The 23,333-nt window shown below is 64.2% G+C and carries 25 protein-coding genes; 18 read left to right on the top strand and 7 right to left on the bottom strand.

Features of this window, described 5'->3' with window-relative positions:
* Positions 1–86: 86 nt before the first annotated feature.
* Positions 87–578, top strand: a complete 492-nt coding sequence (locus NKI61_RS20875; RefSeq protein WP_023672856.1) for a universal stress protein — start codon at positions 87–89, stop codon at positions 576–578.
* Positions 579–779: 201 nt separating this feature from the next.
* Positions 780–1,349 (top strand): NifU family protein, encoded by a 570-nt coding sequence (locus tag NKI61_RS20880; RefSeq protein WP_352840614.1) that lies wholly within the window; start codon positions 780–782, stop codon positions 1,347–1,349.
* Between the two features lie 182 nt (positions 1,350–1,531).
* Here the strand turns inward: NKI61_RS20880 and NKI61_RS20885 are convergent, their stop codons facing one another.
* The gene (locus tag NKI61_RS20885; protein WP_023692663.1) at positions 1,532–2,149 is read right to left on the bottom strand and encodes a L,D-transpeptidase; all 618 of its coding nucleotides are present in this window, start codon (positions 2,147–2,149) and stop codon (positions 1,532–1,534) included.
* A 238-nt stretch (positions 2,150–2,387) separates the two neighbouring features.
* On the opposite strand from NKI61_RS20885, the gene cueR reads away from it, so the two are divergent.
* Positions 2,388–2,807 carry a Cu(I)-responsive transcriptional regulator gene (gene cueR / locus NKI61_RS20890; RefSeq protein ID WP_352840616.1) on the top strand — a complete coding sequence of 140 codons (420 nt, stop codon included), beginning with the start codon at positions 2,388–2,390 and terminating at the stop codon, positions 2,805–2,807.
* Between the two features lie 259 nt (positions 2,808–3,066).
* On the opposite strand, the gene NKI61_RS20895 is transcribed toward cueR, so the two are convergent.
* On the bottom strand, positions 3,067–3,414 hold the full coding sequence (locus NKI61_RS20895) for a hypothetical protein (protein ID WP_023826506.1): 348 nt from the start codon (positions 3,412–3,414) through the stop codon (positions 3,067–3,069).
* Positions 3,415–3,473: 59 nt separating this feature from the next.
* Between NKI61_RS20895 and NKI61_RS20900 the strand changes: the two genes are divergently transcribed.
* A complete protein-coding gene (locus tag NKI61_RS20900; protein ID WP_050594163.1) occupies positions 3,474–3,974 on the top strand; it encodes an MmcB family DNA repair protein in 501 nt (166 codons plus the stop codon).
* Positions 3,975–4,026: 52 nt separating this feature from the next.
* Here the strand turns inward: NKI61_RS20900 and nhaA are convergent, their stop codons facing one another.
* From nhaA to NKI61_RS20925, 5 genes are all read right to left on the bottom strand, one after another.
* The gene (nhaA, locus tag NKI61_RS20905; RefSeq protein WP_023703558.1) at positions 4,027–5,214 is read right to left on the bottom strand and encodes a Na+/H+ antiporter NhaA; all 1,188 of its coding nucleotides are present in this window, start codon (positions 5,212–5,214) and stop codon (positions 4,027–4,029) included.
* Positions 5,215–5,571: 357 nt separating this feature from the next.
* Positions 5,572–6,135 (bottom strand): ActR/PrrA/RegA family redox response regulator transcription factor, encoded by a 564-nt coding sequence (locus NKI61_RS20910; RefSeq protein WP_023672848.1) that lies wholly within the window; start codon positions 6,133–6,135, stop codon positions 5,572–5,574.
* A gap of 86 nt (positions 6,136–6,221) precedes the next feature.
* Entirely contained in the window at positions 6,222–7,547 is a 1,326-nt protein-coding gene (locus tag NKI61_RS20915; protein WP_352840628.1) for an ActS/PrrB/RegB family redox-sensitive histidine kinase, read from the bottom strand.
* A gap of 32 nt (positions 7,548–7,579) precedes the next feature.
* Positions 7,580–10,042, bottom strand: coding sequence for an ATP-dependent helicase HrpB (hrpB, locus tag NKI61_RS20920; protein WP_352840619.1), 2,463 nt, complete (start codon positions 10,040–10,042; stop codon positions 7,580–7,582).
* Positions 10,043–10,083: 41 nt separating this feature from the next.
* Complete coding sequence (locus NKI61_RS20925; protein WP_023694178.1) at positions 10,084–10,974, bottom strand: DMT family transporter; 891 nt, start codon at positions 10,972–10,974, stop codon at positions 10,084–10,086.
* Positions 10,975–11,000: 26 nt separating this feature from the next.
* On the opposite strand from NKI61_RS20925, the gene NKI61_RS20930 reads away from it, so the two are divergent.
* The 14 genes from NKI61_RS20930 to NKI61_RS20995 all read left to right on the top strand — a co-directional run.
* Positions 11,001–11,699 (top strand): PIG-L deacetylase family protein, encoded by a 699-nt coding sequence (locus tag NKI61_RS20930; protein ID WP_352840620.1) that lies wholly within the window; start codon positions 11,001–11,003, stop codon positions 11,697–11,699.
* Between the two features lie 254 nt (positions 11,700–11,953).
* Positions 11,954–13,285, top strand: coding sequence for an ABC transporter substrate-binding protein (locus NKI61_RS20935; protein WP_023684201.1), 1,332 nt, complete (start codon positions 11,954–11,956; stop codon positions 13,283–13,285).
* A 229-nt stretch (positions 13,286–13,514) separates the two neighbouring features.
* Positions 13,515–14,462 (top strand): carbohydrate ABC transporter permease, encoded by a 948-nt coding sequence (locus tag NKI61_RS20940; protein ID WP_031198535.1) that lies wholly within the window; start codon positions 13,515–13,517, stop codon positions 14,460–14,462.
* A complete protein-coding gene (locus NKI61_RS20945; protein WP_023711245.1) occupies positions 14,459–15,409 on the top strand; it encodes a carbohydrate ABC transporter permease in 951 nt (316 codons plus the stop codon). The genes NKI61_RS20940 and NKI61_RS20945 overlap by 4 nt, the downstream gene beginning before the upstream one ends.
* A gap of 214 nt (positions 15,410–15,623) precedes the next feature.
* Complete coding sequence (locus tag NKI61_RS20950; protein ID WP_023694181.1) at positions 15,624–15,827, top strand: hypothetical protein; 204 nt, start codon at positions 15,624–15,626, stop codon at positions 15,825–15,827.
* Positions 15,828–15,829: 2 nt separating this feature from the next.
* Entirely contained in the window at positions 15,830–16,942 is a 1,113-nt protein-coding gene (locus NKI61_RS20955) for an ABC transporter ATP-binding protein (protein ID WP_352840622.1), read from the top strand.
* Positions 16,935–17,948: an ABC transporter ATP-binding protein gene (locus NKI61_RS20960; protein WP_023694183.1), complete on the top strand. Its 1,014-nt coding sequence runs from the start codon at positions 16,935–16,937 to the stop codon at positions 17,946–17,948. The genes NKI61_RS20955 and NKI61_RS20960 overlap by 8 nt, the downstream gene beginning before the upstream one ends.
* Positions 17,949–18,012: 64 nt before the next feature.
* A complete protein-coding gene (locus NKI61_RS20965) occupies positions 18,013–19,656 on the top strand; it encodes a dihydroxyacetone kinase subunit DhaK (RefSeq protein ID WP_352624028.1) in 1,644 nt (547 codons plus the stop codon).
* A 70-nt stretch (positions 19,657–19,726) separates the two neighbouring features.
* The gene (gene dhaL, locus NKI61_RS20970; protein ID WP_352511049.1) at positions 19,727–20,329 is read left to right on the top strand and encodes a dihydroxyacetone kinase subunit DhaL; all 603 of its coding nucleotides are present in this window, start codon (positions 19,727–19,729) and stop codon (positions 20,327–20,329) included.
* Positions 20,326–20,715 carry a dihydroxyacetone kinase phosphoryl donor subunit DhaM gene (gene dhaM, locus NKI61_RS20975; protein ID WP_352511052.1) on the top strand — a complete coding sequence of 130 codons (390 nt, stop codon included), beginning with the start codon at positions 20,326–20,328 and terminating at the stop codon, positions 20,713–20,715. Before dhaL ends, dhaM begins: the two co-directional genes overlap by 4 nt.
* A 21-nt stretch (positions 20,716–20,736) precedes the next feature.
* Entirely contained in the window at positions 20,737–21,039 is a 303-nt protein-coding gene (locus tag NKI61_RS20980) for an HPr family phosphocarrier protein (protein ID WP_352511054.1), read from the top strand.
* Positions 21,023–22,609 carry a phosphoenolpyruvate--protein phosphotransferase gene (ptsP, locus tag NKI61_RS20985; RefSeq protein WP_352511056.1) on the top strand — a complete coding sequence of 529 codons (1,587 nt, stop codon included), beginning with the start codon at positions 21,023–21,025 and terminating at the stop codon, positions 22,607–22,609. Before NKI61_RS20980 ends, ptsP begins: the two co-directional genes overlap by 17 nt.
* A gap of 10 nt (positions 22,610–22,619) precedes the next feature.
* A complete protein-coding gene (locus NKI61_RS20990; RefSeq protein ID WP_023668784.1) occupies positions 22,620–23,045 on the top strand; it encodes a hypothetical protein in 426 nt (141 codons plus the stop codon).
* 20 nt (positions 23,046–23,065) lie between these two features.
* Positions 23,066–23,333 (top strand): dihydroxyacetone kinase subunit DhaK (locus NKI61_RS20995; RefSeq protein WP_352840626.1); only part of this gene is annotated, 268 nt, incomplete at its 3' end.

Genomic DNA, 23,333 nt, shown 5'->3' on the forward strand with positions numbered 1-23,333 from the left:
CACCGCACCATTCTGGCCCAAGGCCGGCGGCTTGCCGCCGGTCTGTCGCGGTGGCAGATTGCGGCCGAAACATCGAGTAGATAGACATGGTCTCCAAACGCCTCAGTCGCGAAGCCGGCCATCGCAGGAAATTCCTGACGATCATCGACGACACGCCCGAGTGCGAGCGCGCCGTCGCCTACGCCTCCAAGCGGGCGCAGAGCACCAGCGGCACGCTGGTGCTGCTCTACATCATCACACCGGACGACTTTCAGCACTGGCTGGGCGTCGAGAAGATCATGCGCGAGGAAGCCAACGCCACGGCGCGCGCGGCACTCGACGGCTACGCCAACAAGGTGCGCCAGAAGCTCGGCATCGAGCCCGAGATGGTGGTGCGCGAAGGCAAGCCGACCGAAGAGATCCACAAGCTGATCGAGGAAGACCAGGACATCGCCATCCTGGTGCTGGCGGCAGGTGCCGGCAAGGAAGGACCCGGGCCGCTGGTCGGGGCTGTTGCCGGCAAGGGCGCCGCCTTCCCTATTCCCGTCACAGTGGTGCCGCAGAACCTGTCTGACGAGGAGATTGACAGCCTCGCGTAGAGAGTGATGCGGGAAAGTGTGAAGCGGTTCGGATAACATCACGATCCTAGATTTATAGCCCGCGCGGGATTCATTCCCAGCCAGCAAAAACATTCCGCCAGCCAGCCATTTTGAGCGATGCGTTTCGCTTGAATGTACAGCCGATTGAGCCTATTTAGAACTATTCCAAACTAGCTGCCCGACTGGGGCACGGAGACGGCCATGTTCATCCAGACCGAATCGACGCCGAACCCGGCAACGCTGAAGTTCCTGCCCGGCAAGGAAGTGCTTGTCGAAGGCACCGCCGATTTCCGCGACGCCGACAGTGCAGCCAGCGCCTCGCCGCTGGCCGGCCGCCTGTTCGAGATCCCCGGCGTGAGCGGCGTCTTCTTCGGCTATGACTTCATCACCGTGACCAAGGACGGCCCGGACTGGCAGCACCTGAAGCCGGCGATCCTGGGCGCCATCATGGAGCATTTCATGTCGGGCGCGCCCGTCATGGTCAACGCCGGCCCCGCCGCCGAGACCAGCCAGACCGGCGAATTCTACGACAAGGCCGATGAGCAACTGGTCATCACCATCAAGGAATTGCTCGACACCAGGGTGCGCCCGGCGGTTGCCCAGGATGGCGGCGACATCACCTTCCGCGGCTTCGAGAACGGCACCGTGTTCCTGCACATGAAGGGCGCCTGCGCCGGCTGCCCGTCCTCGACGGCGACGCTGAAGCACGGCATCCAGAACCTGCTCCGCCACTTCGTGCCGGAAGTACAGCAGGTCGAGCAGGTCTCCTAAGACCCCTTCACGCATTCGAGCGAGCAACAAAAAACCGGGCCAGATTGCCCGGTTTTTTGTTTTGGACGTCCGTTGTTGCCTAGACGGTCCGCGTACGAAGGGTAACGCCTATCTTGACCATGATCTTCCCGAAAACCGGTTCCACTTTTCGCTTTCGTGGACCTCGGTTCCGGATCAAGGTCCTACATCACGATGACCTTGGCGCCGACCGACGTGCGGTCGTAGAGGTCGATGATGTCCTGGTTCATCAGCCGGATGCAGCCTGACGACATCGCCTTGCCGATCGAATTCCATTCCGGACTGCCGTGCAGGCGGTAGCCCATGTCGCCGCCCTTGTTGAACAGATACATGGCGCGCGCGCCGAGCGGGTTCTTCAAGCCCGGCTCCATGCCGCTCGCGAACTTCGCGAGCTCCGGCTGGCGCTGGATCATCTGCCGCGGCGGCGTCCAGGTAGGCCATTCGCGCTTCAGCGCGATATGGGCGGTCCCGTGCCATTCGAAGCCTTCGCGGCCGACGCCGATGCCGTAGCGGATCGCCCGGCCGTCGCCTTCGACGAAGTAGAGAAACTTGTTCTGAGTATCGACGACGATGGTGCCCGGCTTTTCCGAGGTGTCGTAGTTTACCTCTTGCCGGTGGTACTTCAGCGGCACCCTCTCGATCGGGATGCGCGGCAGTTGGTAGCCTGCATCGTTCACCGAACCGTAGTTGTTGGTGAACAGCTGCGAGCCGATCGTGCTGCAACCCGAGATCGCGGCCGACAACGCAAGTGCGGCGACGATTGCAAATGACTTCATGCGCATGAAATGGTCCGATGCCCCACCAAGATGTCGCGACACGTTACGGCCGCTTTTCCTGAAATCATTCATGCTGGCATTTGCTTTGCTTGCCAAGCGCGCGATGCCTATATGCAGGAGCTTACGTGCCGGTAAGCCGGCAACTATGGCATTTCGGCAACAGGACTCACGGGATTGTGAAGGAAAAACAATGGTCGGTCCTGTCGGATAGCCTAGAATCAGGGAACCACATCGAGGAATAACAATGAATGTAGGCGATGCCGCGGCGCGGTCCGGCCTGCCGGCCAAGACCATCCGCTACTATGAAGAGATCGGCCTGATCGCCCCGGGGCGCGCCGGCAATGGCTACCGCGATTATTCCAGCGACGACATCCATCGGCTAGCCTTCCTGCGCCGCGCTCGCAACCTCGGCTTTTCAATCGACGATTGCCGGCAGCTGATGGCGCTCTACCGGGACCGCAGCCGCGCCAGCCACGATGTGCGCGAGATTGCCGCCGCCCATGTGAGCGCCATCGAGGAAAAGGTGCGCGAGCTGCAGTCGATGCGCACGACCTTGCAGACGCTGATCCAGGCCTGCCATGGTGACGACCGGCCGGATTGCCCGATTTTGGATGACATTGCGGGGGCTGCGCTACTCGAGAACAGGCCGGCTTCGGCCATATAGGTAGTATCTCGACTGACTAAAATACGGGAACGTCCAAGGGACAAGAACGGAACCAAAGCGGTTACATCAGACCTTTGCGTTCACGGCGCAAGACTTTAGTCCGGCCGCCTTATAGCTAAGAACGGAAGTTGATCGGCGGACGCAGGGGCGTTCCGGAGCAATACCAGACCGCGCCGATACAGATATGGTGCGATCGCGGAAGGCGCTCGGATCAAGTCGCAGCCTCAGTTCTGTCAACCGTATAATCGCCGCCATTCCCCTACGGCTGGGTAGCGCTCGTGAGCAGTGGGTCATCTAGCTCTGCCTTTGTCTTCAGGACGGCATCAACGAGGGAACCGAACTCCTCGACGCTGAATGTGCAACTATCCTGGACCGCTCCCATATGGCTGAGGCGGAAGCGTACGAATTTCCGGTTTTCGGCTGGGATGCGCTTCACCAGAAACATGAATGAATAGGGACCCGCGATCGCTGAGTACCGGCGCAACTCTTCGGTCGCGGGGAAAAGCCGGTTGATGAATCCCAAAAACCCCATGGTGTCTCCCCTCGTGCCAAGGACCGTGCTTCTTATCATTGCGAGAGAAAATTCGCCTATGGGTTTGTCAACCATACGATCGCCATGGTCACACAGGGTTCAAACCGTGAACAAAATCTGGCATGGTTGCTGCCATGCCGATCATTTCACCGATTCCCCTCAATCCGCTGATCGATGGCCGCCAGTCGGAACGCGCCATGCTGGTGCGGCGTGGCGTGCAGAGGCTGTTGATGCAAATGGGCATGCATGTGCTGCCCGAACTGTCGCTGGCCACCGGGCGGCGCGCCGACCTTGTGGCGCTGACCAGGCAGGGCGACATCTGGATCATCGAGATCAAATCCTCGATCGAGGATTTTCGCGTCGACCGCAAATGGCCTGATTACCGGTTGCACTCCGACCGCTTCTTCTTCGCCACGCATCCCGGCGTGCCCTCGGATATTTTTCCGGAGGAATGCGGCTTCATCCTCTCCGACGGCTACGGCGCCGAGATTCTGCGCGATGCGCCCGAGCACCGGATGGCGGCGGCAACGCGCAAGGCGCTGATGCTGCGCATCGCACGGGCGGGTGCGGCGCGGCTGCTGGCGGCGGAACTGGCGGGTGTGGCGGTGCCGGCGCTGGCGGGAGAGAGCGAGTAACGAAGCTCAAGTTCCTCGCCCCGCTTTGCGGGGGCGAGGAACCCAAGAACACCTACTCCACCACCTCCTCCACCCCTGCCGCCGGCGCCATCAGCAGCACGGCGGCACCCAGCAGCGCTGCAACGAAGGACCCCGCCAGGATGCCGACCTTGACGGCGTCCTGCAGCGCCATGTCGTTGGCGAAGGCGAGCAGGCCGATGAACAGGCTCATGGTGAAGCCGATGCCGCAGAGCAGCGAAATGCCGATCATGTGCAGCCAGCCGGCATTGACCGGAAGGTCGGCGAAGCCGAGACGGATGGCAAGCGCCGACGAGCCGAAGACGCCGACCAGTTTGCCCAGCACCAGGCCTGCGGCGACTCCGAGCGTCAGCGGTTCGACCAAAGCGGCGGCGCTCAGGCCAGCCAGCGACACGCCGGCATTGGCAAAGCCGAAGATCGGGATGATGACGAAGGGCACGATCTTGTGCAGGCCGTGTTCAAGCCGGTGCAGCGGCGAATGGTCGAGATCGTGGCCGCTGCCGGGAGACACCTGGTGCGGGATGGTCAGCGCCAGCGCGACGCCGGCCAGCGTGGCATGCACGCCCGATTTCAGAACCAGCACCCACAGCATGACGCCGAGCACGAGGTAGGGCGTCAGCCTCGTCACCCGCATGCGGTTGAGCACGATGAGCACCGCGATGACGGCGAAGGCCGCACCGAGATAGGCCAGCGACAGGCCGCTTGTGTAGAAGATGGCGATGATGATGACGGCGCCGAGATCGTCGATGATGGCGAGCGCGGTGAGAAAGATCTTGAGCGACGCCGGCACGCGGTTGCCGAGCAGCGACAGTACGCCGAGCGCAAAGGCGATGTCGGTGGCGGTCGGGATCGCCCAGCCGGAGAGCGCGGCGGCGTTGTTGCGGTTGATGGCGACATAGACCAGCGCGGGAACCAGCATGCCGCCGGCGGCAGCGACGCCCGGCAGCACGCGGCGCGGCCAGGTCGAGAGCTGACCGTCGAGCATCTCGCGCTTGATCTCGAGGCCGACCAGCAGGAAGAACACCGCCATCAGCCCGTCATTGATCCAGTGCGAGAGGCTGAGCGGGCCGAGATAGGTGTGGAGAGCGGCGAAATAGGTTTCGGCCAGCGGTGAATTGGCGACGATCAGCGCAAGGGCTGCCGCAACCATCAGGATGATGCCGCCCGCCGCCTCGCCGTCGAGGAATTCGCGAAGGATGGATTTCGGCTGCTTGTCGCGCATGTGTGCTCCGTTGCCGGGTTTTCCGGCGGCGTTATTGCCGATGATGGGCAAAGCTCGATGGCACGGCAAGCGCAACTGTTTCCAGCGTTGGCGCCGCCCCAACCAATCCGCTTGGCGCTGCGGCGGACGCATAGGGGGAGAGAAGTGTCACCTATGTATCCGGTTCAAAGTGTTACCCATCTATCGGCTGGACAGCAGCTTCAGCCTCGCCGTCGTCTCCTGCAACGCCGGCGATTGGCGAAACCGGCGATGAGAGCGCCCCTCTCCCCCGTCTCTATACGGGGAGAGGATGCCGGCAGGCAGGTGGGGCAGCGCTGAGGTCGGCAATTGGCGGCCGGCGCCGCCGGCGCGTGAACCTCAGCGTGGTGCGCGCTTGGCGAGTATCCGCTGCAGCGTGCGGCGATGCATGTTGAGCCGGCGCGCGGTTTCCGACACGTTGCGGTCGCACATTTCGTAGACGCGCTGGATGTGTTCCCAGCGCACCCGGTCGGCCGACATCGGGTTTTCCGGGGGGGCGGCGCGCTCGCCGGCGGTGCGGGTGAGCGCTGCAAACACGTCGTCGGCGTCAGCCGGCTTCGACAGATAGTCGATGGCGCCGAGCTTCACCGCGGTCACCGCGGTGGCGATGTTGCCGTAGCCGGTGAGGATGACGGTGCGGGCATCGTCGCGCTTCTCGCGGATGGCGGCGACGACGTCGAGGCCGTTGCCGTCGCCAAGCCGCATGTCGACCACCGCATAGGCCGGCGGGTGGGCGCGCGCCTTGGCCACCGCCTCCTCGACGCTCTCGGCCGTCTCGACCACGAAACCCCTGGTTTCCATGGCGCGGGCCAGCCGCGTCAGGAACGGCTTGTCGTCGTCGACGATGAGCAGCGAGGTGTCCTCGCCTTCAACCATTGCGCCAATTGCTTCTTCGCCAGTCATTATCTTAAAAAATCCTGCTGCCTTAATTTTACGCAGATATAGTTCCTGAACGCCATTGTCCAATTTTGCCGCCTCCGCCAAGGCTTTTACGCGGTGTCGAACATCGAGATCCCCACCGATTCCGGGTTGAGGAAGACCGTGCGCGGCCACGATATCTGCACGATCGCGCCTTCGCCCAGTCCGCTCGAATTGCGGAAATCGAGCGTGGCGCCGGAGCGTTCGAGCAAGGTCTTGGCGATGAACAGCCCGAGACCCAGGCCACCGCCGGCCTCGTTGCCCTGGCGCGTCGACATATAGGGCTCGCCGATGCGGTCGATGATTTCGGGCGGAAAGCCCGGCCCGTCGTCGATGATCGAGAAGGTGACGTCGAGCTCGTCCCAGCTCCAGCGCACCGTCACACTGTTGCGGGCGAAGTCGACCGCGTTCTCGACGAGATTGCCGAGGCCGTAGATGACGCCGGGGTTGCGCCGTCCCACCGGTTCGGGGCCGACGCGCTCGCCCGGCCGAAGCTTGATCGAGATGCCGAAATCGCGGTGCGGCGCCGTCACCTCCTCGACCAGCGAGGTCAGCGGCAGACGCGACAGATGCGCCTCGCCCTCGGAGGACAGGCTGGTCAGCCGCTTCAGGATCTCGCGGCAGCGCTCGCTCTGCGAGCGCAACAGCTTCACATCCTCACCATATTTCGGATCGTTACCCAGCGCCTTCTCCATTTCCTTGGAGACAAGCGCGATGGTGGCGAGCGGCGTGCCGAGTTCGTGCGCGGCGGCGGCGGCGAGGCCATCGAGCGCCGACAGATGCTGCTCGCGCTGCAACACCAGTTCGGTGGCGGCAAGCGCATTGGCGAGCAGGCGGGCTTCCTCGGCAACGCGGAAGGCATAGATGGCAGTGAAGGCGATCGAGGAAAACACCGCCATCCATATGCCGGCGACATAGATGAATGGCATGGGCAGCGGCGCGCCCTCGTACCATGGCAGCGGCTGGTGGAAGAAGACCAGCAACGTGGCCGCCGCCATGACCAGCGCGCCGAGCACCGCAGTTAACCGCAGCGGCAGCGACGCCGCCGAGATGACGACGGGCACGGTCATCAGCACCGAGAACGGGTTGGTGAGACCGCCAGTCAAAAAGAGCAGGCCGGCAAGCTGCAGGCTGTCGAAGGTCAGGATGAAAAAGGCTGAGAACGGGGTCAGCCGGTGCGCTGCCGGATAGCGGAAGGTCAGCACCAGGTTAAGCCAGGCCGAGCAGGCGACCAGCGCGAAGCAGAAGCTGACCGGCAGCGGGAATTTGAGCCCATAGGCGACGACCAGCACCGCCAGGCTCTGGCCCACGATGGCCAGCCAGCGCAGCCGGATCAGCGTGTTGAGGCGCAGCCGCTGGCTTTGCTGGAAGTCTGGCGCGTGCACGATGTTGATCATGGCCAAGGATTATAGCCGGGAAAGGACGAGCGCTAGGTCCCTCGCGGTTTGGCGCGGGCGGTGGCCGCAGCGAGCAGCGGATTTTCCGGCCAGACATGGCGGGGATAGCGGCCGCGCATGTCGGTGCGCACATCGGCCCAGGAGCCGCGCCAGAAGCCGGGCAGGTCGCGCGTCGTCTGGATCGGCCGGTGCGCCGGCGACAACAGCTCGAGCGTCAGCGGCACGGTGCCGTTGGCGATTGCCGGATGGCGGTCAAGGCCGAACAGTTCCTGCACGCGGATGGCCAGCACCGGCCATTCGCCGTCATAGCGGATCGGCACATGGCTGCCGGAGGGCGCGTCGAAATAGGTCGGCGCCAGTGTGCCGACCTTGCGCTGCAAATCATGCGGCACCAGCGCCATCAGGCCTGACGACAGCACGCCGGGATCGATCGCGGCGAAGGATGCCTTGCCCGAAAGGAACGGCAGCAGCCAGTCGTCGAGGCCTTCGAGCAGGGCGGGTTCCGAAACATCGGGCCAAGGCGCGCCGAGGCCGCGATGCAGCCAGCCGAGCCGTTGGCGCAGCGTCTCGCCGTCCTTGCCCCATTCCAGCAGCGACAGGCCGTGCTCGCGCAAGGCATCTGTTATGGCGCGGTCGGCGTCTGTTCCAGTTGGTGCGGGCAGCATGCGCTCCGACAAAGTGATGGCGCCGAGCCTGGCGGTCTCGCGCACGCGCGCCGCGCGCCGCTCGCGGTCGAAGCTTGTCTCGCGGCGCGTCTCGATCCTGTCGGAGAGTGCGGCGCGGATGTCGGCCTCGTCGACGGCTGCCGCCGCCGTGATGCGGGCATTTTGCGCCTTGCCTTGCAGATCGGCGACGACCAGCCAGCTCTCGCCGGCCAGCGGATCGGCGGCGTCGAGCATGGCGCCGGAGCCGTTGGCGAGCACAAACCGCCCGCGCTCGCCGCGCGCTTTTGCGACACGGTCCGGCCAGGCGTGGATGAGGAGAAGACCGGCAGAAGCGGTTTCGGTGCTCTTGGCGCCGCCCGCCTCCTTCGCCAATCGCCCGGCAAGCTGCCTTGCCGCAACGGCGCGCGGTGACTTTTCGGTGCGGAAGCGCATCAAGCGCCGTTCGAGGTCGGCGCCGTCGCCGCCGAGACCACGCTCGGTGAGCAGGACGGCTAGCATCGCAGCCTCGAGCGCGTGGCCGCCGCCAGCGGCTTCAGCGACCATGTGTGCGAGCCGCACGGGCAGGGCCAGCTTGCGCATCGCGCCGCCCGCCTCCGTCAGCCGGCCGGCCGCATCGATGGCGTGCAGCGCCAGGAGCAGCGCCCGCGCCTCGTTGAGCGCGGGAATGGGCGGCGGATCGAGCAAGGACAGGCTTGCGGGATCGGCGACGCCGAAGGCGGCGCAATCGAGCAGTAGGCCGGACAGGTCGGCTTCGAGAATCTCGGGTGGGGTGAAGGCGGGAAGGGCCGCCGTCTGCTCGGCCCGCCACAGGCGGATGGCGACGCCTGGCTGTGTACGCCCGGCGCGGCCGGCGCGCTGGTCGGCGGACGCCCTGGAAACGCGCACCGTCTCCAGCCGGGTCAGGCCGCTCGCCGGTTCGTAGCGCGGCAGCCGCGACAGGCCGGAATCGATGACGACGCGCACGCCGTCGATGGTGATCGAGGTCTCGGCGATCGACGTCGCCAGCACCACCTTGCGGCGGCCGGGCGGCGCCGGTTTGATGGCGGCATCCTGCGCCCTGTTGTCGAGCTGGCCGTAGAGCGGCACGATGTCGGTGTCGGCGCCGAGCCGGCCCTGCAGCCGCTCGGCGGTGCGCTCGATCTCGCGCTGTCCCGGCAGGAAGGCGAGCACGCTGCCGCTCTCGCCGGCAAGAGCGGAGCGGATCGCCTTGGCCATGGCGTCTTCGATGGGAACGCCGGCTGGCCGCTCGTCGTATCTGACATCTACGGGGAACGCACGGCCTTGGCTTTCGATCACCGGGGCGCCGGACAGGAGTTTCGCGACGCGCGCGCCATCGAGCGTTGCCGACATCACCAGCAGCCGCAAATCCGGCCGCAGCGCGCCCTGCACGTCGAGCGCCAGCGCCAGGCCGAAATCGCCGTCGAGCGAGCGCTCGTGGAATTCGTCGAAAATCACCGCCGAGACGCCGGGCAGCTCGGGATCGTCTAGGATCATGCGCGCCAGGACGCCTTCGGTGACGACCAGGATTTTTGTCCGGGCCGATGTGCGGTTTTCCATGCGCATGGCATAGCCGACAGTGGCGCCGGGCTCTTCATCAAGCAATTCGGCCATGCGGCGGGCGGCGGCGCGGGCGGCGAGCCGGCGCGGTTCGAGCAGGACGATCTTGCCGGCGACCAGCCAGGGCGCATCGAGCAGCGCCAGCGGCACCAGCGTCGTCTTGCCGGCGCCGGGCGGCGCCACCAGAACGGCGCTGTTGCCGGAGCCGAGCGCCTCGCGCAGGGCCGGCAGCACGGCGGATACCGGAAGCTCCGGCAAGGATCTCGTCGTCATTGCGTCCGCATATCAGCGGTCACTATGGCCATGCAACCGGATCAAAGCCTCGTGCGCGCAAACGGGTTCCAGCGCACCGTGCCCAGCCGCACCTCCTCGCGCACCATGGTGAGCAGGCCGGACGCGCCGACGACGGCCAAGCCGACCAGCGATATCCAGTCCGGATACTCCTGGAAGAACAACGCGCCGAGGATCACCGCCCAGACGATCTGCGAATAATGCGTCGGCGCGATGCGGTTGGCCGGTGCGTATTTGGCGGCCAGCAGCTGAAGCAATTGGCCGCCGGCGGTAAAGGCGCCGCCCAGCACCAGCCACAGCAGCTGCATGGCGTTGGGGAGGGTGAACGATGTGGCGATGGTGCCGGCCCCGTTGAACAGCAGCCCGTAACCGATGAGCACGCCGAGCATGGTGGTGCGCTTTTCCTGCTGGGCGAGCGACCGCATCAGGATGACGCTGGCCGCGGCAAGGAAGGCCACCGTGAAGGCGGCAAGGTGTCCGAGATGCAACTCGCGAAAACCTGGCCTTACCACCAGCATGACACCTGCAAAGCCGGCAACCACCGCTAGCCAGCGCCATGGACCGACCTTTTCTTTCAGGATGACGGTCGAGAGAATGGTAACGCAAAGCGGCGCCAGGAAGATCAGTGCATAGGTCTCGGCCAGCGGAATGGTGGTGAAGGCGTAGACGCTGAGCACGCCCGAGGCGATGCCGGCCCAGGCGCGCGCCTGCACCGCCCATGGCCGCCCGGTGCGCCAGAAGTCGCGCCAGCGCTCATCGACTGGGCGGCTGAAAAACAGGAAGCAGCCGGCAAACAGCGTGATGAAGAAGCCGATCTCGAAGACGGTGAACTGTCCGCCAAGGCTCTTGATAACGGCATCGCTGCACGAATAGCTTGCATAGGCGATGAGGGCGAGCAGGATTCCGTTCGTCACGTTTTTCCATTTCCGGGGAGAGTGCAGTGAAGGTATTGGCGCTCGGCGCGCATCCCGACGACATCGAGATATTCATGTTCGGTACGCTGGCTGCCTATGCCACGCAAGGCGCAGAACTGACTTTTGCCGTGGCCACGGATGGCGCCAGGGGCGGCATGGGCGACCCGAGCGTTCTGGCTCGTGTCCGCCGCGACGAGGCGGCGACCGCTGCGGCGCTGCTCGGCGCAACCCTTCGCTTTCTCGACTTTCCCGACGGCGAACTGGTGGCCGATGCGGCACTGACCGCTTCGCTGAAAGCGCTGATACGCGAGACAGCGGCGAATCTGGTGATCACGCATGCCCCCAACGACTATCACGCCGACCATCGCGCTTTGTCGGACGGCGTGCGCATCGCGGCATCCTTCACCGCTCCGGTGCTGCATGCCGACACGATGGGCGGCACTGGATTCTCACCGACGCATTATGTCGACATTTCCGCCTACGCCGATATCAAGACGCGGGCGATCCGCGCGCACCAGTCGCAGTGGCCGGAGCAATATGTCGACAGAGCGCGCGTCCAGAATGAGTTTCGCGCCGGGCAATGCAACAGCGTTCCCGGCTCTCTGGCCGAGGCCTTCCGATTCGAGCCGACATTTCCCTTCGCCGACATCCGCGCACTGCTGCCGCCCGCGCCCCCTGTCCGGCCGGTGACGCCGCAGACGAAAATTATAGGCGACCCCGGCTAAGCAACTTCCGGGCGAGCCGTCCGGCAATCATTTCCCAACGATTTCAATCGCCGTTTCGCCATGTTGCGGCGCAGCGACGAATTCGCTTGCCTTGTTTAGTAAAAATTGCATCACTAAACAAATTACTAAACATCTGCGGCGCACCGCGCCGCCCTGGCGACGCATAGCGCGCCGTGTTTAGCCCCTCGGAGGAGCGAGGGTTAAGGGGTTCTTGAAACGGCCATCCGGGCGCGTTTCGCAAATGGGAGGAAGACATGAAATCGAGCTTGAAACTGGCGTTGGGGCTGGCCTCGGCGATTACCGCGTCGACAGCCGTCTCGAACGCGGCGCACGCTGAAGACCTGACGCTTTGCTGGGCCGCCTGGGATCCGGCAAACGCGCTGGTCGAACTGTCCAAGGATTTTACCAAGGAAACCGGCATCGGCATGAAATTCGAATTCGTGCCGTGGACCAACTATGCCGACCGCTTCCTCAACGAGCTCAACTCGCACGGCAAACTTTGCGACCTGATCATCGGCGACAGCCAGTGGATCGGCGGCTCGGCCGAGAACGGCCACTACGTCAAGCTGAACGACTTCTTCGACAAGGAGAAGATCAGCATGGACGACTTCGTGCCGGCAACCGTCGTCGGCTATTCCGAATGGCCGAAGAACACGCCGAACTACTGGGCGCTGCCGGCCATGGGCGACGTCGTCGGCTGGACCTACCGCAAGGACTGGTTCTCCAAGCCGGAACTGCAGAAGGAATTCAAGGAAAAGTATGGCTGGGATCTCGGCCCGCCGACCACCTTCGACCAACTGAAGCAGGTCGCCGAGTTCTTCCAGAAGCGCGAGATCGACGGCAAGACCGTCTATGGCGCTTCGATCTACACCGAGCGTGGCTCGGAAGGCATCACCATGGGCGCCATGGACGTGCTCTACAGCTACGGCTTCCAGTATGAAAACCCCAAGAAGCCCTACGAGATGGAAGGCTTCGTCAATTCGCCAGACGCGGTCAAAGGCCTGGAGTTCTACAAGTCGCTCTACGATTGCTGCACGCCTCCGGGTGCCTCGAACAGCTATATGGGCGAAGGCGTCGACGCCTTCAAATCCGGTCAGGTGGCCATGCACATGAACTTCGCCTTCACCTGGCCCGGCCTGCAGAAGGACGAGAATGTCGGCGGTGACAAGATCGGCTACTTCGTCAATCCGAAGGGTCCCGGCGGCGCCCAGTTTGCGCAGCTTGGCGGCCAGGGCATTTCGGTGGTGTCCTATTCAGACAAGCAGGAATCGGCGCTGAAATACATCAAGTGGTTCGCCAACAAGGATGTGCAGGCCAAATGGTGGTCGCTCGGCGGCTATTCCTGCCTGAACGCGGTGGTCAAGGACCCGGCCTTCCCGTCCAGCCAGCCTTATGCGCAGACCTTCCTCGACTCGATGGCGATCGTGAAGGACTTCTGGGCCGAGCCGAGCTACGCACCGCTGCTGCAGGCGTCGCAGAAGCGCTTCCACGACTATGTCGTTGCCGGCCAGGGTTCGGCCAAGGACGCGCTTGACGGCCTGGTCAAGGACTGGACGCAAGTGTTCCAGGACGACGGCAAGATGTAACCGGACCAACGGCTCCTCCCGAGCCTGACCCCAGAGGCGGATGATTTTCAGGCGGAATCGACCAGAAATCATCCGCCTCAGGGCTAGAAAGAGAGAGAGCATGATGTCGTCCGAAAGCCGCTTCACACTTTTCGGCATCATGCTCTTGGTCCCGTGCTGCCCTTGGCACGGGACGCAGTTCAGATAAATTCCAGTGTCGAGACTTGACGTGACCGAAGCAGGACTCACCATGCTCAATCGGACTGCGGAGAACGTTGCCCGGGCGACCCCGGAGCCGTTGGCCCGCAAGGTCCGGGGCATCAGCGACAAGGGCCTCGCCTGGCTGTTCATCTCGCCGACGATCCTGTTGCTCTTGGCCATCAACATCTTCCCGCTGTTCTGGGCGATCTACCTGTCCTTCACCAACTTCCGGGCGAACCGCCCGAACGAGGTGGTGAAGAACCTCGGCTTCGCCAATTACCAGCGCATCCTCGGCGACCAGGACATCTGGATCGCCATGCAGACGACGGCGCATTTCGTGTTCTGGACGATCCTGCTGCAGACGCTGATCGGCTTCACGCTGGCCTGGCTGATCGACCGCAAATTCCGCGGCCACGCCTTCTGGACGACAATCATCCTGGTGCCGATGATGCTGTCGCCGGCGGTGGTCGGCAATTTCTGGCGCTTCCTCTACGAGCCGCAGATCGGCCTGTTCGCCTATGCCATCTCGTTCGTCACCCGGATACCACCGACCGACATCCAGATGCTGTCCAACGTGTCGCTGGCGCCGTGGTCGATCATCATCGTCGACACCTGGATGTGGACGCCCTATGTGATGCTGATCTGTCTCGCCGGCCTGCGCTCCATCCCCGAATACATCTATGAAGCCGCCGAGGTCGACCGCGCATCCAACTGGCGGCAGTTCTGGTCGATCACGCTGCCGATGGCGCTGCCCTTCATCATGCTGGCGGTGCTGTTTCGCGGCATCGAGAACTTCAAGATGTTCGACATGGTCAACCTGCTGACCGGTGGCGGGCCGGGCTCGACCACCGAGGTCGCTTCCATCACGCTGAAACGGCAGGCGTTCGAGAGCTGGCGCACCGGATATTCCTCGGCCTTCGCCATCATCCTGTTCGTCGCGGTGTTTGGGCTGGCCAACATCTACGTCAAGGCGCTGAACAAGGTGAAGCAGAGATGAGCTTGACCACTGCCCACTCCGTCGTCGCCCCCTCGGCCAATTCGAAGCGGATCGCCGGCACCATCATCGTGCTCTACGCGCTGATCTCGATCGTGCCGCTGCTGTGGATCTTTGCCACCAGCTTCAAGACGCCGCCGGATTCGATCGCCTATCCGCCCAAGATTCTGTTCCAGCCGAGCATCGAGGGCTATTGCAACCTGTTCACGACGCGCACCAGGCAAACGCCCGAGTACATCAACTCGCTGGGACCCGCGACGGGTTTCTGCGACGAGACCTCGCGCAAGCGCAACATGGTGATTGCCGGCCCGTCCAATTTCCTGCCGCGCTTCGTCAATTCGCTGATAATCGCCTTCGGCTCGACCTTCTGCGCGGTCTTCCTCGGCACGCTGTCTGCCTATGGTTTCTCGCGCTTCAAGGTGCCGCTGGCCGATGACCTTCTGTTCTTCATCCTGTCGACGCGCTTCATGCCGCCGATCGCGGTCGCGATTCCCATCTACCTGATGTACCGCGAGCTCGGCCTGTCCGACACCGCGCTGGGCATGATCCTGCTCTACACGGCGGTAAACGTGTCGCTGGCGGTGTGGCTGCTGAAAGGCTTCATCGACGAGATCCCGCGCGAGTATGAGGAAGCGGCGATGATCGACGGCTACACCAGGCTGCAGGCCTTCTGGCGCACCGTGCTGCCGCAAGCCACCACCGGCATCGCCGCGACCGCCATCTTCTGCCTGATCTTCGCCTGGAACGAATATGCGTTCGCCGCACTCCTGACCTCCGGCACCGCGCAGACCGCGCCGCCCTTCATCCCGACTATCATCGGCGAAGGCGGCCAGGACTGGCCGGCGGTTGCGGCCGGCACGACCATCTTCCTGGTGCCGATCCTGGTCTTCACCATCCTGCTTCGCAAACAATTGCTGCGCGGCATCACCTTCGGCGCGGTACGCAAATGATTGGTGTGTCAAGTCGACCCCCACTCCGTCGAGCTTCTCTCGACACCTCTCCCCCGATCGACGGGGTAGAGGAAGGACGCGAACTTCATTCAGCCAGGCTCCCTTCCTCTCCCTCCGGAGGGGGGAGAGGTGGCGCTGCGAAGCAGCGACGGAGTGGCGGAACCACCTGGCAACCGTCTCGCCCCGTTACCGGGCAGAAGGAAGGGAGCTACGCATGACGCGCCCAGCCATCTCCAAAAAGTCATCCTGGCCTCGCTGGGCCCGGCGCGGCCTCATGGAAAACATTGCGACGGCGCTCATCGCCGTCGGCTTCCTGATGCTGTTCCAGCCTTTCGCGCTCGCGCTCTACACCTACTCCTTCATCACCATGCTCGCCGGCACAGTGATGTTCATCATCGTCTCGAAATTCCCGGAATAATCATGGCCGAAATCCGCGTCCAACATTTGAGAAAGGCCTTCGGCGATTTCGTCGCCGTGCAGGATTCCAGCTTCATCGTCGAGGATGGCGAGTTCTTCGTCATGCTTGGCCCGTCGGGCTGCGGCAAGACCACGACGCTGCGCATGGTCGCCGGGCTGGAACTGCCTACGGGCGGCCAGATCCTGCTCGGCGGCGAGGATGTCACCATGCGCCGGGCGCGGGAGCGCGACATTGCCTTCGTGTTCCAGCTGTTCGCGCTCTATCCGCATATGAATGTGCGCAAGAACATCGGCTTCCCGCTGCTGGCGCAAGGCATGCCGTCCGCCGAGATCCGCCAGCGGGTCGAAGAGACGGCCAAGCTTTTGCGCATCGACCACCTGCTCAACAAATCGGTCTCAGGGCTTGCCGGCGGCGACCGCCAGCGGGTGGCGCTCGGCCGTGCCATCGTGCGGCGGCCAAAGTGTTTTCTGATGGACGAGCCGCTCGGCACGCTCGACACCGAATTCCGCGATCTGATGGTGCATGAGCTGCGCGAGCTGCACAACCGCATCCACGCCACCACGGTCTATGTCACGCACGACCAGATGGAAGCGATGTCGATGGCCGACAAGATCGCCGTCATGAACCATGGGGTCATCGAACAGTTCGGCAGCCCGCGCGAAATCTACGACCGCCCGGCAACCATGTTCGTCGCCGACTTCATTGGCTCGCCGCCAATGAACTTTCTCGGCTTTGGCGGCGGATTGGCGAAGGGGGCGAAGGAGATCGTAGTGCAAGGCGCCAAGGTGGCGGTGCCGGAAGTGCGCGAGGATATCGCGCCGGCCGACATGGCGCTCGGCATCCGCCCCGAGCACATTCGCTTCGACGACGCCTCAAAGCTGCGCGGCGCCATCTATGGCACCGAATATCTCGGCACGACGCAGATCGTGGCGGTGGAGACGGCGGACGGCATCATCAAGGCGCGGGTGCCGGCTGAAATCCGGCTGTCCACAGGCGATCATGTCGGCCTGATGTTGAACAGCGCGCGGCTGTCACTCTTCGACAAGGGATCGGGCCGCGCGGTGCGCACCGCGATCCACGACACCGCCTCTCAAGGGAGAGCGCAGCATGGCTGACGTGCACATCAAGGGCGTGACCAAAAGCTTCGGCGACCATGTCGCCGTCGATGGCCTCGACCTTAACATCGCCGATGGCGAATTCGTCGTGCTGCTCGGCCCGACCGGCGCCGGCAAGACGACGACGCTGAGATTGATCGCCGGACTGGAGCGGCCGGATGGCGGCACGATCCATATTGGCGGCCACGATGCGACGACGCTGTCGCCGGCCGAGCGCGACACCGCCTTCGTGTTCCAGCAATATTCGCTCTACCCGCATCTGTCGGTCTACGACAACCTCGCCTTCCCGCTGCGTTCGCCAGCGCGGAAAGTACCGGAGGACCAGATTCGCCGCCGCATCGAAGAGGTGGCGAAGATGGTGCGCATCCACCACAAGCTGAACAACCGCTCGACCAAGCTTTCGGGTGGCGAAATGCAGCGCGTCGCCATTGGGCGCGCGCTGGTGCGCAAGCCGTCGATCTATTTGATGGACGAGCCGCTGTCGTCGCTCGACGCCAAATTGCGCGCCGATCTCAGGCTCGAACTCAAGCGCATCCAAGCCGAGCTCGGCGCCACCATGCTCTATGTCACGCACGACCAGATCGAGGCGATGACCATGGCGGACCGCATCGGCATCCTCAACAATGGCGTGCTGGTGCAGATCGGCACGCCGCGCACCATCTATTCCGAGCCGGCAAACCTTCATGTCGCCGCACGGCTCGGCCAGCCGGCGATCAATCTGCTGCCAGCGGGACTGCTGCCTGATGGTGGGGCGCCGACCGGAACCAAGACCATCGGCGCGCGCACCGAGCATCTGTCGATCGAGAAGACCGCAAACGGCCATGCCGACGGCGTCGTCGACTGGGTCGAACATCTCGGGGACCAGAACCATCTGCATGTTACGGTCGGCCCGAAGAAACTGGTGACGCTCACCGACCCCGATACGGATCTGGCCGAGGGCGACAAAGTGGTGATCCGCTACCGCTCGCCACTTTATTTCGGCGCCGACGGACAAAGACTGATGTGAGGTTTTCGGTGTCTCGCCAAGGGCACGGCACCGGCTTCTGATTGACGAATACAGGACGAATTCGATGAAGCACTTTTTCAACCGCAGGGAAACGATCGTCACCGAGGCGCTGGACGGGCTGTTGCGGACTATCGGTTCCGGCGATCTCGCGCGCCTCGACGGTTACCCCGAGATCAAGGTCGTGCTGCGCGCCGACTGGGACAAGGCGAAAGTTGCCGTCGTCTCCGGTGGCGGCGCCGGACACGAACCGTCCCATGCCGGCTTTGTCGGCAAGGGCATGCTGACGGCGGCGGTTTCGGGCGAGATCTTCGCCTCGCCCAGCGTCGAGGCGGTGCTGGCCGCGATCCGCGCGGTGACCGGCCCCGCCGGCTGCCTGCTGGTCGTCAAGAACTACACCGGCGACCGGCTCAATTTCGGCCTGGCGGCCGAGAAGGCGCGCGCCGAGGGGTTTCGCGTCGAGATGGCGATCGTTGCCGACGACATCGCCCTGCCGGGTATCAACCAGCCGCGCGGCGTCGCCGGCACCTTGTTCGTGCACAAGATCGCCGGCCATTTGTCGGAGACCGGTCAGGACTTGGCAGCCGTTGCTATAGCCGCTCGCGCGGCGACGAAGGACATCATCTCGCTCGGCATGTCGCTGTCGTCCTGCTCGATCCCCGGCCAGCCACATGAAGAGCGGTTCGGCGAAAATGACGGCGAACTCGGCCTCGGCATCCATGGCGAGCCGGGCGTCGAGCGCATCGCCGTGCAGAGCGCCGACAGACTTGTGGCGATCATGGCGGAGCGGCTGGCGGTGCGGCTCGACCCGAACGCCAGCCACGCGTTGCTCATCAACAATCTCGGCTCGGTGCCGCCGCTCGAAATGTCGCTGGTCGCCAATGCCGTGCTGGCCTCGCCGCTGGCCAAGACCGTGAAGCTTGCGATCGGCCCCGGACCGCTGATGACGGCGCTCAACATGAACGGTTTTTCGCTGTCGGTAATCAAGCTCGATGCGGCGCGCGAGGCAGCCTTGCTGGCACCTGTCGGCCCACATGCCTGGATGCCTGCCAAAACCGTCGTCGCGCCGGCTATCGTGCCTATGGCGAAAGCGGCTGGAAACAGCGCAGCCCAAAGGGCCAGCCAGGATTCCGGCACCAGGCGTTTGATCATCACGGTCTGCGAACGGCTGATCGCGCTCGAAGAGACACTGAACGGGCTCGACGCCAAGGCGGGCGATGGCGATACCGGTTCGACGGTTGCGACCGGCGCGCGCAGCGTGCTGGAGAAGCTCGATGCGCTGCCGCTGGCCGACCCTGCCGCCACGCTTGCGGCTATAGGCGATAGTCTGGGCGTCGCAATGGGCGGCTCCTCAGGCGCTTTGCTGTCGATCTTCTTCACGGCGGCGGCTCAGGCTTCGAACGGCGGAGCAACCCTGTCCAAGGCGCTGCTTGCCGGGCTTGACCGCATGACTTTTTACGGTGGGGCCAAGGTCGGCGACCGCACCATGGTCGATGCCTTGGAGCCGGCGCTGAAGGCGCTCGACGCCAAGGGGCTGGATGCCGCGGCGACCGCGGCGAGGCACGGCGCCGAGGCGACCGCGGCCATGGAGAAGGCGAAAGCCGGACGCTCCGCCTATGTCGGCACCAAATTGCAGGGCGTGACCGACCCTGGCGCCCATGCCGTGGCCGAAGTGTTCGCGGCCGCCGCGGCGCTGCATGCAACGGCCTGATGGCATGCTTCAGTTGTCGAATGAGAATTCTTTCGATACTGCCGGCAGGACCGAAACCGGGAATCTGGACATGGCAGCGTTCGACCTTGCCAGGCTGATCACCGCCGCCGCGGACACGATTGCCGCTCACTCGGAAGAGTTGACCGCGCTCGACCAGGCCATCGGCGACGGCGACCACGGGCTGAACATGAAGCGGGGATTTGAGGCCTTGCGTGCCGATGCCGAGGCGTTTTCGGCCAAGCCGCTGCCCGAGGCGCTGAAGGCGATCGGCACCAAGCTGGTGATGACAGTTGGCGGTGCATCCGGGCCGCTCTTCGGTACATTGTTCCTGGCGCTCGGCAACGAGATTTCGGGAGAGCCGGATCGTGCCAATCTGGCGGCTGCTTTCGGCAAGGCAATCGAAGCTGTGGCCGCCAGAGGCAAATCCCAGGTCGGTCAAAAGACCATGCTCGATGTGCTGCAACCTGTGCATGACGCGTTGGTCGAAGGAAAGACGGCCATGGAAATTGCAGATATCGCCGACGTGGCTGCCGAGGCGACCGTGCCGATGAAGGCAACACGCGGTCGCGCCTCATTCCTCGGCGACCGCTCAATCGGTCATATGGATGCCGGCGGACGCTCTGTGGCGCTGCTGGTGCGGACCGTCGCCGAAACCGTCGAGGGCCAAGCATGAGCAATGTCGGCATCGTCATCGTCTCGCATTCCCCGCTGGTTGCCGAAGGCACGGCCGACATGGTGCGGCAGATGGTGGGCGACGAAGTGCCGCTTGCGTGGTGCGGCGGAAACGGCCATGGCGGGCTCGGCACCAGCGTCGAAGCGATCATAGGCGCCATCGACAAGGCGTGGTCGGAGGCGGGCGTCGCCATACTGGTCGATCTCGGCGGCGCCGAGACCAATTCGGAAATGGCGGTGGAAATGATCGGCGAGCCGCGGGCGCTCAGGATTATCGTCTGCAACGCGCCGATCGTCGAAGGCGCGGTGATGGCCGCGACAGAGGCGTCCGGCGGCGCCTCGCTCAAGGAAGTGGTGGCGACGGCGCATGAATTGTCGCCGTCGTGAGTGAACGGGAATTTTGACCTGATGTCCGCCTTTGCCGAAGCGACCGTCCTGATCACCCACGAGGTGGGTCTGCATGCGCGCCCATCGGTGAAGTTCACCAAGCTTGCCAAGAGCTTCGCCGCCGAGGTGGAGATTGCGCTTGCTGCCAACGGCCCATGGTTCGACGCCAAGAGCATCGTCAAGGTGATGGCGGCCAGGGCGCCGAAAGGCACCATGCTGCACATCCGGGCCACAGGCGAGGGCGCCGGCGAGGCGGTCGGCGCGCTGGCCGAGCTGGTGCGACGCGGTTTCGACGAGGATGCGGGCCATGCCCGAACCGCTTAGGCTGCAGGGTATTTCGGCCTCGGCCGGCTATGCCGAGGGGCCGTTGTTCAACCTCGACAACGGCACCGCGCACTACACGGGCAAGGCGAGCGCCGCGGACGAGAAGGCCGCATTGGAAGCAGCTATCGCCAGTTCGGCTGACCGGCTCGCGACCCTGATTGAAACCGCCGATGAGGAGGCCGCCGGCATTCTCGAATTCCAGCTCGCCATGCTTGAGGACGATGCCCTGGCCGGCCCGGCTTTTGCCGCGATTTCGTCGGGCATGCCGGCTGACATGGCCTGGCGGCAGGCGCTGGACGCCGAGATCTCCGGCTACGAAACGTCAGACCAGGACTATTTCCGGGCTCGCGCCGCCGATATCAGCGATATCCGCGACCGCGTGCTGCGCGCCCTTACCGAGGAGCAGGAGAGCGCTCCACCAGCGGGCGCCATTCTCTATGGCGAGGACATCGCGCCGACGCGCTTTCTCGAGACCGACTGGAGCACCGGCGGCGGCATCGCGCTGAGGGCCGGCAGCGCCGCCAGCCACGTCGCCATGCTGGCGCGCTCGCGCGGCGTGCCGATGGTGGTGGGGCTTGGCGCTTCGCCGGCTAATCCCGTCGGTCTGGCTCTGCTCGATGCGGAGCATGGCGGTATCGTGCTTTCGCCGACCACGACCGAGATCGAAGCGTTCCACCGGTCCTCGTCCTCGTTTGTGGCACATCGAGATAAGGCCGGAGTCTATCTCGCGAAACCGGCGGTAACCCGGGCCGGGACGACAGTGCGCGTGCAGGTCAACATCGCCGATCCGTCCGAGGTCGACGGCATCGACATTTCGACCTGCGACGGGGTCGGGCTGATGCGCACCGAATTCCTGTTCGGCAAGGCGCCGCCGGACGAGGAGACGCAATACCAGGCCTATCGCAAGGTGCTGGAATGGGCAGGCGACAAGCCGGTAACCATCCGTACCGTCGACGCCGGCGGCGACAAGCCGGTGCCGGGCTTCACCGTCGAGGAGAGCAACCCGTTCCTCGGGCTGCGTGGCATCAGGCTGTCGCTGGCAAGGCCGGAGGTGTTTCGCGTACAGATCCGGGCGCTGCTGCGCGCGGCGGTGCACGGCAATCTGAAGGTGATGTTTCCGATGATCGCCGTCCCGGAGGAATACCAACGCGCCGCCGCTCTGTTCGTGGAGGAGCAGGCCGGGCTTGCCGCGCGCGGCATCGCGCAAAAAATGCCGCCGCTCGGCATCATGGTCGAGGTGCCTTCGGTGGCGATCGCGCCGGAGGCGTTCGCCGATGTCGCCTTCTTCTCGATCGGTTCGAACGATCTGACCCAATATGTAATGGCGGCTGCCCGCGATAACGCAGCCGTGGCGCATCTTAATTCTGTCCGCCATCCCGCCGTGTTGCGGCTGATCGGCTCGGTTGCCGCTTTTGGCCTGCGCGCGAAAATCCCAGTCAGCCTGTGCGGCGATGCCGGCGGCGATCCGGCATCGATCCCGGCACTGCTCGAGGCCGGCCTGCGGGATCTCTCGGTGGCTCCCGCCCAACTCGCCATGGCCAAGGCGGCCATCTCGGATGCATCGGTCTAGGATGACTGAGATGGCCGACAAGACACCAGAAGCCGGCTCCGAAGAGGCGATCCGCGCCTACAAGACGATCCTGTCGCAGGTCATCGACCAGCGACCGTCGGGTATGCGACAACGCCTTGCCGACGCGCTTGGCAAGCACCGCAGCTTCGTCACCCAGATTTCCAGCGCGGCCTATTCGACCCCGATCCCGTCAAAACATCTGCCGGCTATTTTTTCGGTCTGCCATTTCAGTCCGGCCGAGCGCGATCAGTTTCTGGCTGCCTATCATCTGGCGCATCCCGGCAAGATGTCGGTTGCGGCAGGCATGCGCAAGACCCGGCATGTCTCGCTGATCGTGCCCGATTTCGGCGACGACAAGCAGAATGCAGCGCTCGACAAGGCGATCAACGAATTCATCCAGAAGATCACCAGCATCACCGGCAGGAGTGGCGGCTGATCGACGTGTCGGGAGGACACATGAAGAAATTCATCAATTCCGTCGACACGGTGCTGACCGAAAGCCTCGACGGCTTCGTGTCCGCCCACGGCGACATTCTGGTGCTGGGCGACGAGCACAAATTCATCCGCCGCAGGGCACTGAAGCCGGGGAAGGTGGCGCTGATCTCGGGCGGCGGTTCCGGCCACGAGCCGTTGCATGCCGGCTTTGTCGGTCACGGCATGCTGGACGCCGCCTGCCCCGGCCAGGTCTTCACCTCGCCAACGCCGGACCAGATACTGGCGGCGG

Source organism: Mesorhizobium sp. M0514 (assembly GCF_040321145.1).
GTDB lineage: Bacteria > Pseudomonadota > Alphaproteobacteria > Rhizobiales > Rhizobiaceae > Mesorhizobium.